Annotated in this window: 10 protein-coding genes; 7 read left to right on the top strand and 3 right to left on the bottom strand. The window is 65.3% G+C overall.

The genetic code is table 11. The features are described from left to right. Window positions 1-44: 44 nt before the first annotated feature. Window positions 45-1,028: a magnesium transporter CorA family protein gene (locus GSQ89_RS17415; RefSeq protein ID WP_158927475.1), complete on the top strand. Its 984-nt coding sequence runs from the start codon at window positions 45-47 to the stop codon at window positions 1,026-1,028. 12 nt (window positions 1,029-1,040) lie between these two features. Here GSQ89_RS17415 and GSQ89_RS17410 read toward each other — a convergent pair whose 3' ends face one another. Beyond that, entirely contained in the window at window positions 1,041-2,216 is a 1,176-nt protein-coding gene (locus tag GSQ89_RS17410; protein ID WP_158927473.1) for a CaiB/BaiF CoA-transferase family protein, read from the bottom strand. Window positions 2,217-2,359: 143 nt separating this feature from the next. On the opposite strand from GSQ89_RS17410, the gene GSQ89_RS17405 reads away from it, so the two are divergent. From GSQ89_RS17405 to GSQ89_RS17385, 5 genes are read left to right on the top strand one after another with little or no spacing between them, the layout of a single operon-like run. Beyond that, window positions 2,360-3,640: a glycosyltransferase family 4 protein gene (locus GSQ89_RS17405; RefSeq protein ID WP_158927471.1), complete on the top strand. Its 1,281-nt coding sequence runs from the start codon at window positions 2,360-2,362 to the stop codon at window positions 3,638-3,640. Further along, window positions 3,637-5,076: a radical SAM protein gene (locus GSQ89_RS17400; protein ID WP_158927469.1), complete on the top strand. Its 1,440-nt coding sequence runs from the start codon at window positions 3,637-3,639 to the stop codon at window positions 5,074-5,076. The genes GSQ89_RS17405 and GSQ89_RS17400 overlap by 4 nt, the downstream gene beginning before the upstream one ends. Continuing rightward, window positions 5,073-6,179, top strand: coding sequence for a glycosyltransferase family 4 protein (locus tag GSQ89_RS17395; RefSeq protein ID WP_158927467.1), 1,107 nt, complete (start codon window positions 5,073-5,075; stop codon window positions 6,177-6,179). The genes GSQ89_RS17400 and GSQ89_RS17395 overlap by 4 nt, the downstream gene beginning before the upstream one ends. Then, window positions 6,176-7,630 carry a lipopolysaccharide biosynthesis protein gene (locus GSQ89_RS17390; RefSeq protein ID WP_158927465.1) on the top strand — a complete coding sequence of 485 codons (1,455 nt, stop codon included), beginning with the start codon at window positions 6,176-6,178 and terminating at the stop codon, window positions 7,628-7,630. Before GSQ89_RS17395 ends, GSQ89_RS17390 begins: the two co-directional genes overlap by 4 nt. A gap of 2 nt (window positions 7,631-7,632) precedes the next feature. Then, window positions 7,633-8,556 carry a glycosyltransferase family 2 protein gene (locus GSQ89_RS17385; protein WP_158927463.1) on the top strand — a complete coding sequence of 308 codons (924 nt, stop codon included), beginning with the start codon at window positions 7,633-7,635 and terminating at the stop codon, window positions 8,554-8,556. A 129-nt stretch (window positions 8,557-8,685) separates the two neighbouring features. Here GSQ89_RS17385 and ssb read toward each other — a convergent pair whose 3' ends face one another. Beyond that, complete coding sequence (ssb, locus tag GSQ89_RS17380) at window positions 8,686-9,228, bottom strand: single-stranded DNA-binding protein (RefSeq protein WP_158927461.1); 543 nt, start codon at window positions 9,226-9,228, stop codon at window positions 8,686-8,688. A 72-nt stretch (window positions 9,229-9,300) separates the two neighbouring features. Next, window positions 9,301-10,827: an amidohydrolase family protein gene (locus GSQ89_RS17375; protein WP_216856221.1), complete on the bottom strand. Its 1,527-nt coding sequence runs from the start codon at window positions 10,825-10,827 to the stop codon at window positions 9,301-9,303. 219 nt (window positions 10,828-11,046) lie between these two features. Between GSQ89_RS17375 and uvrA the strand changes: the two genes are divergently transcribed. Next, the gene (gene uvrA, locus GSQ89_RS17370; RefSeq protein ID WP_158927459.1) at window positions 11,047-13,905 is read left to right on the top strand and encodes an excinuclease ABC subunit UvrA; all 2,859 of its coding nucleotides are present in this window, start codon (window positions 11,047-11,049) and stop codon (window positions 13,903-13,905) included. Window positions 13,906-13,963: the final 58 nt, after the last annotated feature.

Raw genomic sequence — 13,963 nt, 5'->3', positions numbered from 1 at the left:
CCATCCCGGCACCCGAAACCGCTCGGCCATGGAAAAGGTTCGCGATGATCAGTGCATTTGCCTGCGGAAATGGCCGGCTGGACCGCCTGGCCGACACCGGCTCCATCGATGCGCTGCGGCACGCGATCTGGATCGATCTGCGAAGCGCCGGTCCGGACGAAATCGACCGGGTGCAACAGGCGACCGGACTGAATATCCCGTCAGAAGCCGATCTCAGCGAGATCGAGTCGTCCAGCCGCCTGTCCACCCGTAACGGCACGCTGTATCTCAGCATGCCGATGGTTCAAATGGACGACGACGGCCCCCGCGGAGTCGCGGGCGGGTTTGTGCTGTCGCCGGATCGGTTGATCACCATCCGCTTTGCCCCCAGCCAGCTATTCGATACTTACACGGACCATCTTCCCCGCGGCTCCGCATCCGCCAGTTGCAGCGCGGACATCTTCGTCGGCCTGCTGGAGGCGATTGTCGATCGCCAGGCGGATGTGCTGGAGAAGGTGCGGGCCGATCTGGATACCATCTCGCACGCGATCTTTGCCATGGGCGTGAAACAGGAAGGCGGGCGCAAGGGCGAGGACGCCACGCTGCGCCGCACCCTCGGTCAATTGGGCCACATCGGCGACCTGATTTCCCACGTCCGCGATACCCAGGTCGGCGCCGCGAGGATCGTGCCGTATGTCGAGGCCACGGCGGCAGACTGGCTGCCGAAGGCGTTGGCACCCAGGCTGGTGACCTTGCGGCAGGATATTGCCTCGGTCAGCGACTTCGATACGCACCTGAACGACAAGCTGCAGTTCATGCTCGACGCGACGCTGGGCTTCATCAACATCGCCCAGAACAATGTGATGAAGGTGATGGCCATCGCCTCGGTCGTCGGCATCCCGCCGGTGCTGATCGCCGGCATCTACGGCATGAACTTCAAGAATATGCCCGAATACGACTGGGCGTGGGGCTACCAATGGGGCTGGGGGTTGATCATCCTGACCACCCTCATCCCCCTGGCCGTGTTCCGCTGGCGCAAATGGATCTGAGCGCCCGCGGCGTCAGATCACCTCGTCCCGCCGCAACGCCTCCCTGTCCGCCGCCGCGTAACCGAGTTCCGCCAACACCTCGTCCGAATGTTCGCCCAGCCCGGGGGCCGGACGCCGCACCCGGCATGGAAGATCGGAGAATTTGATTGGAAACCCCAACGACCGGACGATCCCATAGCCGGGATGCTCGATATCCATGACCATCTCTTGCGCCAGGATCTGCGGATCCTGGAACACCTCCGGAATGCTGTTGACCGGTCCGCACGGCACGCCCGCCTTGTTCAACACCTCGACCCAATGCGCCGTCGTGTTCCCGGCCAGTTTCCCGCCGACGATCGCATTGATTCGATCGCGGTTCGCCACCCGGACCGATTGAGTCGCGTAAAGCGGATCGTCCTTCAACCCCGGCTCACCCAGGGCATCGGCCAGCCGGCGGAAGAAGGCATCATCCGCCGGTGCCAGTGCGATCTGGCCGTCCCGGGTGGGAAACAATCCGTATGGTGCCGCGATCGGGTGGTCGTTGCCGCTGCGTGGCGGCACCGTACCGGTGGCGAAGTAGTTTGTTGCGATGTAGGACAGCAAACTAACCAGCCCGTTGGTCAGGCTGACCTCGGCCCGTTGCCCCTGGCCGGTGGCACGCGCGTGCGGCACCGCGGCGGCGATGCTCAAAGCCGCGTACAGGCCCGCTATCAGGTCGCTGATCGGCAATCCCGAACGCAACGGCGGATCGTCGGCATGGCCATTCACGCTCATGAAGCCGCTCATCGCCTGGGCAATGAAATCGAACGCCGGCCTGTCCTTGTAAGGTCCGGTGCTGCCGAACCCGTTGATCGAGCACACCACCAGGCTGGGCCGCAACGCCTTCAGGCGCATTTCGGAAAACCCCATCCGATCCAGCACGCCGGGCCGGAAATTCTCCACCAGCACGTCTGACCGTTCGATCAGGCGCGCCAGGATCGCCTTCGCCTCCGGTTTGCGCAGGTCCAGCCGGATCGAACGCTTGTTGCGGTTGAACTGCGCGAAATACCAGGACAGGCCGTCCTTGATCGCGCCCTGGCTGCGGACGGAGTCGCCCTCCGGCGTCTCCACTTTGATGACATCGGCCCCCATGTCGCCCAGCAGGGCGGTGCAGAACGGGCCGGATAGAACGCGTGTCAGGTCCAGGACCTTTACCCCAGTCAGCGGCATCGACATTTCCCATCGTTTGAGCGCCCACTCTCCCACCAAGACGCCGCTCTGCGAAGACGCCGCCACCCCACCTCATTCCCATCCCACCGGTTCGTTTTTTTCAGCAGAAATATGTCACCCCGTCATCGATAGGACGCAGTATGATGCCGATCGGCATCGTGCGTCCGCAAAAGCGGACAGAACAGTGGATCATGGCATCGTCAGCGTCCGAAAGCGCCACCCACGAAACCGTAGCCACGATGGACGCCGGCCGTACGCGCCAACCCGCCGGCGCGCCGCTGAGGGTGCTGCACATTTTCCGCTATTTCCGGCCCGATTTCACGGGCGAAGGCCTGTATCTGGAGAAGCTGGCACCGCTTCTCGACGATCTGAATATCCAGGCGGACGTGGCGGTCGAGTGTACCCGCTCCCCGGCGATGAACCGGCCGCCGGCCGGCATCGGACGCGCATCGTTCTTCGGATTGGGCACCGGCCGGGTGCGGCGGGTTCCGGCGGTAATGACAGGGTGGTTCCTGGTCAATGCCTTCCGCTACGACGTGGTGCATTTCCATGCCTTCGTCGACCGTATCTTCCTGTTCCACCTGATCGCCCGCATGTCCGGCTGCCGCATCGTGCAGTCGGCGACGCTCGACGACGGTCTTGGCTCCGTCCTGCGCGGCTACCGTCCGATCTACCGCCCGCTGCTGCTGCGCCTGTTCCGGTTGATCGACGCGGCCGTCGCCATCAGTCCGCGGCTACACGCGGACACACGGCAGGTGCTGCCGCCGCGGCAGACCTGGTTGATTCCGCAGGGTGTCAACCCTGCCCCCGACACGTCTCCGGCGGACCGGTCGCGTTGGCGCGCCCATTGGGGATTCGCGGCGGACGACGTCGTGCTGCTGTTCGTCGGCGGCATGTGCGCCCGCAAGGACGTCACTTTCCTGGTGGAGAACCACGCTGCCTTGCGGCCGCCCGCATCGGGCCGGGTGAAGCTTTTGCTGGTCGGCCCACAGTTGGAGGACGGCTACCTCGACGCCCTGCGCCGCCTGATCGCCGCGTCGGCCTGCCACGCCGACATCGTGCTGGAAGGCTATATGGACGACCCGTCGCCCGCCTACGGCGCGGCGGACGTGTTCGTCTTCGCCTCACGCGGGGAGGGTTTCGGTAATGTCCTGATCGAGGCGATGTCATGGGGCCTGCCGGTGGTCAGCCGGCGGCTGGAACAAGTCACCGACCACATCATCGACGACGGCGGTACCGGCTTCCTGTTCGATACCGCGGCGGAATATCACGCCGCCGCCACGCGTCTGATCGCCGATCCGTCGCGAAGGCTGGTTATGGGACGGGCCGCGTGCCAGACCGTACGGCAGCGTTTTGATTTACCCGGGATCGCCCATCAATACGCCCAACTCTATCGCCTGCTCACAGGGAAGCCGGACGCGTGACCGATATCTTCATCGTCCAACTGCCCAGCCCGCCACGCAAGAACGTCTTCCGCGAGTGGTCGGGCGGCATGGGCACCGCATTGGACACGGATCGGCCGGAAGCCGGGCACGATCCGGGCTATTACGACATTCCCTATTCGGCGTACCTCTATATCGCCCGCCGCCTTCAGCAGGATGGCGTGGCCTTCCGCTATGCCGACCTACAGGCAAACCCTTGGTTCGACGCCGCGGCGTTCGACGCGATGTTCCAGGCGGAACAGCCCGGTGTCCTGATCACCCAGGTCAACCTGCCCTCGTTCGACCACGACCTGGACCTGATCGCTCGGGCGCGCCGCCTGGTGCCCGGGTTGCGGGTCATCCTGGTGGGCGCCACCGGCAAATGGTTCCGCGAGCGGATTTTGCGGCAGGGCCTGGCGGACGTGGTGATGGAGGAGTCCGAGGAACTCGTGGTCTCCGACAACGCCCAGGCCTTGTTGCGGAACCAGGCCGACCAGTTGCAGGGTTGCAGCATCTGGCGGGACGGCGCCGTGGTCGGCCTGCCGATCCGTACGCCGCTGCAGAACCTCGATTTCGTCGATTTCCCGGCCTATGATCTGCTGGATTTTTCCCGTTACGAATCCAACCTGTATTTCGGACGGCGCCAACGTTACGCGACTGTGTTCACCACCAAGGGTTGTCCGTATCGCTGCGGCTACTGCCCCTATCCGTACGGCTTCGGCCGCCGGCTGATCTACCGATCCCCCGCCGTGGTCGGCGCCGATATCGCGCGCCTGAAGGCCGAGTTCGGTGTGCAACAGATCCTGTTCCGCGACCAGGTCTTCACCATCAATCCCAAACACGCAAGAGCGGTCTGCGAGGAATTGGTCCGGCGCGACCTGGGCGTCGCCTGGCTGTGCGAAACCCGTTACGATCTTGTCGACCAGGATATGATCGACCTGATGTGGCGCGCCGGCTGCCGGGAAATCCATTACGGACTCGAGTCAGCCGACGAAACCATGTTCGCCGCCGTCGCCAAGTCCGACGGACCGAAGTCGCTGGACCTGTTCGAACGCGTCATCGGCTGGACCAAGGCTCGCGGGATGCGGGCGCACGTCCATCTGATCGTCGGCATGCCGGACGAAAGCCACACCTCCGTGCGCAACACCTCGGCATGGCTGCGGCGGGTCAAGCCCGACAGTGTCCAGATCGGCTACTTCATGCCCTATCCGGGCACGCCGATGTTCGAGGAATTGCGGCAAAGCGGCGAACTCGGTGACGTCGAGACGATCGAATGGGGCTCGCTGGGTGCGTTTTCCAATCCGGTGCTGCCGTCGCGACACCTCTCGATCGAGCAGATCCGCAAGGCACGGCATCGCATTTCGGTGGATTGGCAGTACACGCTGGCGGATCGGGTCACCAATCGGTTGCGGCGGATGGCCGGCCTGCGGGTCCGATGACCCGGCGGATCACTTTCCTCAACAATCAGGGCCTGGTCTCGACCGGCGGTGGCGTGACCATCTTGCGGCATCTGGTGCGCGACCTGATGCGCGACCACGCGGTGACCGTCCTGTCATTCGACCAGCCGGCACCGGGATTCGATCCGGTTCGCCAGGTGACCCTGCCGGCGCCGCCTCCGCCGGGCCGTCTCTGGCGTCTCGCCCCTGTGCTGCGGGCGCGGCATCTGCGACGGGTCGTGTCGCGGGCGGACCTGGAAACCGACGTCACGGTGGCGCTGGACTGCCATTTCGGCCCGCTGCTGCGTCATGTCCCGCCGCGGCGGTTGATCTACCTGTCGCTGTCCTGCATTCCGCGGCAGGAGTGGTTCGGGACCGGTGGCCTGCAAGGCGTGATGAATTTTCCCCAATATATCTGGCTGGAACGTTCGCTGGTCCGCCGAGCGGATCGCACTTTGGCGTCCAGCCGGATGCATGCTGATGAACTGCGGCGGTTCGAAGCGCTGTTCGGATCGCGGCCGGTGGTTCTGCACCCGGTGTTTCCAGCCGAGACACCGTCGCACCGCGCCGCCGATGTGCCGAAAATCCTGTCCGCCGGCCGGTTGGAAGCTGTGAAGAACCACGCCGCCATCATTGCCATCACCGAACGGCTGCACGATGTGCCGTGCCAGTTCGTGATCGCCGGGGACGGTCCGCTCGCACCGGCGCTGCGACGGCAGGCCGCACACCTGGACGGCAAGATCGTTTTTCTCGGCGACGTCGCCGATTTGCGCGCCGAACGGGCCGAAGCCAGCCTGTATTTGCATCCATCCCGGTACGAAAGTTTTGGGATTGCGGTGTTCGAGGCCATGCGGGCCGGCATTCCGCCCATCGTGTCGCGAGATGCACCGGCCGGCTATCGTGAAATCCTGCAAGACGGCGTCAGCGCCTGTTGCGTCGATTTCAATCGTCCGGATATGGCGGCGGCGGCGATCCGCCGGTTGCTGAGCAACAAAATCGAGCGGGAGGCGATGGGCGAGGCGGCGAGGGCCGCGGCGATGCGGGTATCGCAACAAGATTATGCCGCCGCGTTCCGTTCCCTGATCGACGCAATACCCGTGTCATGAGAAGCGTTTTCAGCCATGCCCTGATCTTCGGCCTTGCCCCGCTGCTGCGTAAAGGCGTCGGCCTGGTCATGGTGCCGATCTACACGCATTATCTGTCCACCGGCGACTATGGCGAAATCGAACTGCTGACCATGGCGACCGGCCTGTTCGGGCTGGTCCTGGGCCTGGACCTGCGGGCCGGCTATATGCGGGCATGGATCAAGGCGCCGGATGCTTCCGCCCGCGCGGCGTTGCTGGCCGGCACGACCGGCCTGCTGAGCGTATGCGCCACCGCCGGAATGATCCTGTTCCTGATCGTCTGCCGCCCCCTTTCCACCTTTCTGCTCGGGCATTGGATCGGTTGGGGGTATGCCGCCGTGCTCGCGGTCGGGCTGGCGGCGGACGTCGTTTCGCTGGTGTTCAACGCGACCCTGCAGGCGCTACTGCGCTCCTCGCTGATGGTGACGTTGAGTGTGGTGCAGTTCGCGTTGGGCCTCGGCGTGACGGCGTTCTGCGTGGTGTATCTCCGCAGCGGGCCGGTGGGCTTCTTTCTGGGCGGCGCCGCGGCCTCGGTTGTGACCTTGGCGGTGACGGCCTGCGTCTGCTTTGCCCATGCCGGCTGGGCCGCGCCCGACTGGCGTGCGGTCGGCAAACTGATCGGTTATTCCGCGCCTTTGCTGGCCGCCGCACTGATGTTCTTTGTCGTTCGCAATGCGGACCGGTTCATTGTGTCGCGATTCCTTTCAGTCGCCGATCTGGGTCTGTATGTCATGGCCTGGACGCTCGCCGGCATGGTGCTGACGCTGGTGTTCGTGCCCATCCAGACATCGCTGGACGTCTGGCGCTACCGCATGCATGAGATGCCTGATGGCGCCGAACGGCTGGCCGACACGTTCCGCGTGGTGATGGCTCTGACCGGGCTGGCGGCGGTCGGGATCTCGACATTCGGCTGCGACGCGTTCGCGCGGTTGATCAATCCGGCCTTCGTTCCGGCCATGGGCTACGTGCCCTGGCTGTCGGGCGCCGTTATCCTGCAAGCCGGCTATTCGATCGTTGCCTCGGCCTTCTATGTGACCGGGGCGACGCGCCGCTGGACCACGTTGTTCGCCTTCGGCGCGGGCATGCAGGTGGTCGCCAGCTTGGTGCTGGTACCCCTGGCGGGCATCCTGGGCGCCTGCCTCGCGATGATCGCCGCCAACCTGCTGCTGTACGCCGGCGCGGCGCTCTGGGGCGCTCGGTTTTGGGCCGTGCCGTACGCGCATCGCGCGACACTGGCCTCGGTGGCGCTCGCGGTCGCCCTGCCGGCGCTGCGCCACTCGGTTGCGTTGCCCGGTCTTACCGGCGCGGCCCTGGCCGACGGCGCCGCCACCGGCCTGTTCCTGGCGGCCCTGTGTGTGTTCGGCCTGGTGCGGACAAGCGACTTCGCCATGGTGCCGCGGCTGTTCGCGACGGCCCTGCCGCGAGGATCATGACCATGCCGGACCAGCCAGCGGAAAACCCGTTCAATCCCAAACTGTTTGCCTATGACCCCGAGCGAACCTACGCATGGCGTGTGTTCGAAACCATCACCGTCGCCACCGTTACGTGGAACCGGCTGGAACACACCAAACGCTTCATCGACAGCGTGTTCCGTCACTCGCATCTGCCCTACCGCCTGCTGGTCGTGGATAACGGCAGCACCGACGAAACCGTGCCCTTCCTGCGGCAACTGGCCGCAACCCATCTGCATGTCACGGTGATCGAGAACCGCGCCAACCGAGGGTTGATGCGCGGCCTGATGCAAGTCCGCGATCATGTCGCCGATGGTCTGCTGGTCTATTGCGACAACGACATGGAAGTGCTGACCAACTACTGGCTGGTGCTGTTGCAGAAGGCCTTTCACGCCGCGCGGCTGCGGCTGGGGCATGCCGATGTCGCGCTGGGCTGCCGCGTCATCAACCTGGACGAATACGGCTTTCGCTATGCCAGCCGGCGCGAGATCCTGCCGATCCTCGCCGATCGGAACGCCGAACCCCGCACCAGCTATGCCGCCGCCAGCAAGGACGATTCCGACCCGTCGATCCGGCTGGACGAAGCCGTCGTGATCGGCTGGACCGAGTTCCTGATGGGCGGCGCCCAGGCCATACCCGCCTCGGTTTTCCGCCGGATGCGACTGGAGGAAGACTATCCGCGCTATATCGGCGGCACCGACTCGTTCCAGTCGGCGGAATACCGCCGACTGGGCGTGCCGATGGGCTACATCGAGAACGGCCCGGTCCTGCGCCACAACGATTGGCCCTACACCGAAGACAAGATCCGCATGTATGAGGCGTTGACCACGACCCGCGCGGTCACTGACTACAGCTACGTCCGCTGGAAACTGCGCGATCTCTGGCGCCGTCGGCGCTGGTCCCGTTGACGTGTCATGAACGGAATATTGAACGGGCCACGCTGTCGTGGCCCGTTCAGGACTGATGTATGGGTCAGAGCATGATCGCGCTGGGCGGAACGTCCAGAGCGCGTGAATCATGCGATCAAACAAAACGCTCTAGAACGGAATCTCGTCGTCCAGATCGCCGCCCTTCGGCGCATCCCAGGACGGGCCACCCGCCGCGCTGCGCGCCGCGCCACCGGACGGCCTGGAGGCACCCGCCGGGGCACGCTCGCGCGGAGCATATCCGCCACCGCCACCAACCGACCCGCCCTCGGCGTAACCGCCGCCGTCACCGCCGCCGCCCGATCGCGTATCCAGCATGGTCAGGGCGCCGTTGAAACGGCCGATCACCACCTCGGTGGTATAGCGTTCCTGGCCGCCCTGATCCGTCCATTTCCGGGTTTGCAGCGACCCTTCCACATAGATCTTGGCACCCTTCTTCAGGTACTTCTCCGCCACGTCGGCAGTGCGATCGTTGAAGATCACCACCCGGTGCCACTCGGTCTTTTCCTTGCGCTCGCCCGACGCCCGGTCGTTCCACGTCTCGCTCGTCGCCAGCGTGAGGTTTACGATCTTGCTACCATCCTGCATGGAGCGGATTTCCGGGTCCTTCCCCAGATTCCCCACCAGAATCACCTTGTTCACCGAACCTGCCATCGACCCAATCCTTTCCCAAGACTCCAATCCTAGCCCAAACCCCATCTACGGGCCACAAGGTTAAGATTCCCCTTACAAACCGCCGGCAACCGCCGCCGGAACCACCGCTTCCGCCGACAACTTGCGCGGCAGATCATGCGCACAACGGCCGAGTCCCACACAGAAATGGCTGACCACCGGCGCCAGCCGCTCCGCCGCCTGCCGCACGCCAGTGTTCGCCCCGCGCAACCGAACCGCCGCCTCCCGCGCCCGAGCCGCCACGGACGGCCAGTCCAGCCCCGGCAGCACGCCATCGCGCAGCACGAACCGGCCGCCGATCATCACGTCCCGGACGGCGGCCCCGTCCTCGGTATTCACCAGTTGGTTCACTGCGTCGTTCAGCGGCACCAGGTTGACGTGATCCAGGTCGAGAAACACCAGGTCCGCCTTGTAGCCCGGCGCGATCCGTCCGATCAGGCCGCCCATGCCCAGCACCGCCGCGCTGCCCTCCGTCGCCATTCGGAGGGCCTCCGCAGTGCCGATCCAGTCCTCCGGCGGCCGGTCGAAAACGCGGGAAACATAGGCGGCCAGCCGCGTCGCCTCGAACATGTTCTGATTGTCCGACGACGATGAACCGTCCGTTCCCACCCCGACCGTCACCCCGCCGGCGATCGCGCGCCGCATGTCGGCGATGCCGTTGCCCAGCCGCAGATTCGACCCGGGATTGTGCGCCAGGGCACCGCCATGCCGGGCGATCAATTCGATTTCCGAGTCGTCGATCCAGATGGCATGCGCCCCGCTGAACCCAGGCCCCAGCAGCCCTATCCGCTCCAGATGCGCGGTCAGCGTCATGCCATAACGCCGCATCGCCCCGGCCCGCTGCACTGCCGACTCCGCCAGATGAGTCTGCACCGGCAGCCCGAATTCCGCCGCGAGGTCTCGGCAGGCTTGCATGAATTCATCCGAACAATGCAGCGGGATCGTCGGCGCGATCCCCAGGCGGATCTGGTCGTTCGGGTATGGCCAGGTTCGCGCGGCCTCACGGATCGGCGCCAGGATGGTTTCGGCCGAAGCGGACCGCATCGCCTCGGCCACGGGTCGCAGTTCCGGCGGAAACGCGTCCAACAGCCCGGGAATGGCCTGGTAGAACGTGCGATCCGCGATCATCGGGGAAATGACCGCACGCATCCCCACATCGGCGTACGCCCGCGCCACATCGTGCAGTGCCTCGATGCTGGGGACCGGCAGCATTGCCGACAGGTCGTAACACGCGGTGCATCCCTTGCGGATCATCTCCACCGCCGTCAGCAGGGTGGAGAGATAGCGATCGTCGCTGGTCCGTCCGCCGTTGATCCACGGACCGGCGTTCAACAGCAACTCCAGCGACCAGCGGTCGCCGATCCCCTTGGCCAAACCGCCATGGCCATGAGTGTGCGCGTTCACCAGACCGGGAATGATCAGCCGGCCCGTGGCATCGACCACGCGCGGCGCCTCGGCCGCCCCCGCTGGCACGATGGCGCTGATCGTATCACCATCCAGCACGATGTCGGCTGGGCGCGCGGTGGTTTCGCGACCGACGAGCACCAGTCCACCGGAGACGACGACGTGATTGGTCTGCACGGCCTGCTCCATATGTGATCTGGACAGCCTACGCATCCTCGCTTCGACTTCAACGCCTTCAGACAATGACCGCGGCGGCCGGTCGATCGATGCATGAATCCTGCGCTTCAAGCCCTGGTCCAAATCCACATTCGGACCACATAGTCGAGGCCTCTTCCACCATCGCCCGGAACATGGCATACCGGGAACATCCCCAGAACACAAGGGACATCAGGATTCATGGCCGGCAACATCCACGTGCGCGGCGCGCGGGAACATAACCTCAAAAACGTCGACGTCGTCATTCCGCGCGACTCGCTGACGGTCATCACCGGCCTCTCCGGGTCCGGCAAATCCTCCCTCGCGTTCGACACCATCTACGCCGAGGGCCAGCGCCGCTACGTGGAGTCCCTCTCCGCCTACGCCCGCCAGTTCCTCGAACTGATGGGCAAACCCGACGTCGACAGTATCGAGGGCCTGTCCCCGGCGATCTCCATCGAGCAGAAGACCACCTCCAAAAACCCCCGCTCCACCGTCGGCACGGTGACCGAGATCGCCGACTACATGCGGCTGCTGTGGGCTCGGGTCGGCGTGCCCTATTCCCCCGCCACCGGCCTGCCGATCGAGGCACAGACCGTGTCGCAAATGGTCGACCGCGTCATGGCGATGCCGGAGGGCACACGTCTGCTGCTGCTGGCGCCCGTCGTCCGCGACCGCAAGGGCGAATACCGCAAGGAACTCGCCGAACTGCAGCGCCGCGGCTTCACCCGCGTCAAGGTGGACGGCACGCTCTACGAAATCGCCGACGTCCCCGCCCTGAACCGCAAGATCAAGCACGAGATCGAAGCCGTGGTCGACCGCCTCGTGGTCCGTGAAGGCATCGCCTCCCGCCTCGCCGACAGTTTCGAAACCGCCCTCAGCATGTCCGACGGCATCGTCTATGCCGAGAACGCCGACGGTGGCGAACGCACGGTGTTTTCGTCGAAATTCGCCTGCCCGGTCAGCGGCTTCACCATCGAGGAAATCGAGCCAAGGCTGTTCAGCTTCAACTCCCCGCACGGCGCGTGTCCGGTCTGCGACGGCCTGGGCGTGGAAAGCTTCTTCGACCCCGACCTCGTCGTCCCGGACGACCGGGCGGGATTGGCGGAAGGCGCCATCGTCCCGTGGACCGGCGCCCAGTCGCCCTACTACGACCAGACCCTGCAAAGCCTCGCTCGGCACTACAAGCAGACCACCAAGACCCCCTGGCGTGACCTGCCGGAAGACGTGCGGCAAGCCATCCTGTTCGGGTCGGACGAACCGATCGCCTTCACCTACAAAGACGGCGTCCGCGGCTACACCGTGACCAAGCCGTTTGAGGGCGTGCTGAAAAACCTGCAACGCCGCTGGCAGGAAACCGACAGCGTCTGGGTGCGGGAGGAAATGTCGCGCTACCAGGCAGAAAAACCCTGTGTCGTCTGCAACGGCGCCCGTCTGAAGCCGGAAGCCCTGTCCGTCCGCGTCGCCGGCAAGAACATCGCCGAGGCCTCCGAACTCTCGATCCGTCGCGCCAGTGACTGGTTCGGCGCCGTACTCCCGCAACTGACCCCGCAACGCCAGGAAATCGCCGGCCGCATCCTGCGGGAAATCGTCGATCGCCTGCGCTTCCTGGTCGATGTCGGCCTCGACTACCTGACCCTGGCGCGTGGGTCCGCCACGCTGTCCGGTGGCGAATCCCAGCGCATCCGCCTTGCCAGCCAGATCGGCTCCGGCCTCACCGGCGTGCTGTACGTGCTGGACGAACCCTCCATCGGCCTGCACCAGCGCGACAACGAACGCCTGCTGGGCACCCTTCGCCGCCTGCGCGACCTGGGCAACACCGTCCTGGTCGTCGAACACGACGAAGACGCGATCCGCGCCGCCGACCATCTGATCGACATGGGACCCGCCGCCGGTATCAATGGCGGCCACGTCATCGCCGAGGGCACCCCCGCCCAGGTCGCCGCCAACCCGAAATCCCTGACCGGAGACTATTTGTCCGGCCGCCGCCAGATCCCCATCCCCGCGATGCGCCGTCCGACGCAGAAGGATCGCGCCCTGACGGTGATCGGCGCCCGCGGCAACAACCTGAAGAACCTGTCCGCCAGCTTTCCGCTCGGCACTTTCACCTGCGTCACCGGCGTCTCCGGCGGCGGCAAGTCCACCCTGGTTGTGGACACGCTCTACAAGGCCGCGGCACGCCGCCTGATGGGGGCCGGCCTGGTGCCATCAGCGCACGACCGGATCGAGGGCCTGGATCAGCTCGACAAGATCATCGACATCGACCAGTCGCCGATCGGCCGCACGCCGCGATCCAACCCGGCGACTTACACCGACCTGTTCGCCCCGATCCGCGACTGGTTCGCCGAACTGCCGGACTCCCGAGCGCGCGGCTACAAGCCCGGCCGGTTCAGCTTCAACGTCAAGGGTGGCCGCTGCGAGGCCTGCCAGGGCGACGGCCTGCTGAAGATCGAGATGCACTTCCTGCCCGACGTCTACGTCACCTGCGACACCTGCAAGGGAAAACGCTACAATCGCGAAACGCTGGAAATAAAGTTCCGCGATAAATCCATCGCCGAAGTGCTGGAGATGACGGTCGACGAAGCCGTCCCCTACTTCAGCGCGCAGATGCGCATTCACGACCGCCTGAAAATCCTCCAGCAGGTCGGCCTCGGCTACATCGCCCTGGGGCAGCAGGCCACCACCCTGTCCGGCGGTGAGGCCCAGCGCATCAAGCTGTCCAAGGAACTGGCCAGACGAGCCACCGGCCGAACGCTGTACATCCTGGACGAACCCACCACCGGCCTGCACTTCGAGGACGTCCGCAAACTGCTGGAAGTCCTCCACGCCCTCGTCGACCAGGGCAACACCGTCGTGGTGATCGAGCACAATCTGGAGGTCATCAAGACCGCCGACTGGATCCTCGACCTTGGTCCGGAAGGCGGTGACGGCGGCGGCCGCATCGTTGCGGAAGGCACGCCGGAGGACATCGTCGCCAACCCCGAAAGCCACACCGGCCGCTTCCTGGCCCCGCTGCTGCCGGTGGTGGAAGCCCCGAAGGTACGGCGGAAACGGGCATAAGGTAATGGCGGCCGTCGTTTCGCCGCCGCGCTTGAAAAGCGGGGGTCAAGGATTTATC

The organism is Acidisphaera sp. S103 (genome assembly GCF_009765975.1).
Classification (GTDB): domain Bacteria; phylum Pseudomonadota; class Alphaproteobacteria; order Acetobacterales; family Acetobacteraceae; genus Rhodopila.
This window is presented reverse-complemented; position numbering and strand designations above follow the sequence as displayed.

Coding starts and splice junctions, on each gene's coding strand:
- GSQ89_RS17385 (WP_158927463.1), top strand. CDS start 7,633: ATGCCGGACCAGCCAGCGGAAAACCCGTTCAATCCCAAACTGTTTGCC.
- GSQ89_RS17395 (WP_158927467.1), top strand. CDS start 5,073: ATGACCCGGCGGATCACTTTCCTCAACAATCAGGGCCTGGTCTCGACC.
- GSQ89_RS17390 (WP_158927465.1), top strand. CDS start 6,176: ATGAGAAGCGTTTTCAGCCATGCCCTGATCTTCGGCCTTGCCCCGCTG.
- GSQ89_RS17415 (WP_158927475.1), top strand. CDS start 45: ATGATCAGTGCATTTGCCTGCGGAAATGGCCGGCTGGACCGCCTGGCC.
- GSQ89_RS17410 (WP_158927473.1), bottom strand. CDS start 2,216: ATGCCGCTGACTGGGGTAAAGGTCCTGGACCTGACACGCGTTCTATCC.
- ssb (WP_158927461.1), bottom strand. CDS start 9,228: ATGGCAGGTTCGGTGAACAAGGTGATTCTGGTGGGGAATCTGGGGAAG.
- GSQ89_RS17405 (WP_158927471.1), top strand. CDS start 2,360: ATGCCGATCGGCATCGTGCGTCCGCAAAAGCGGACAGAACAGTGGATC.
- uvrA (WP_158927459.1), top strand. CDS start 11,047: ATGGCCGGCAACATCCACGTGCGCGGCGCGCGGGAACATAACCTCAAA.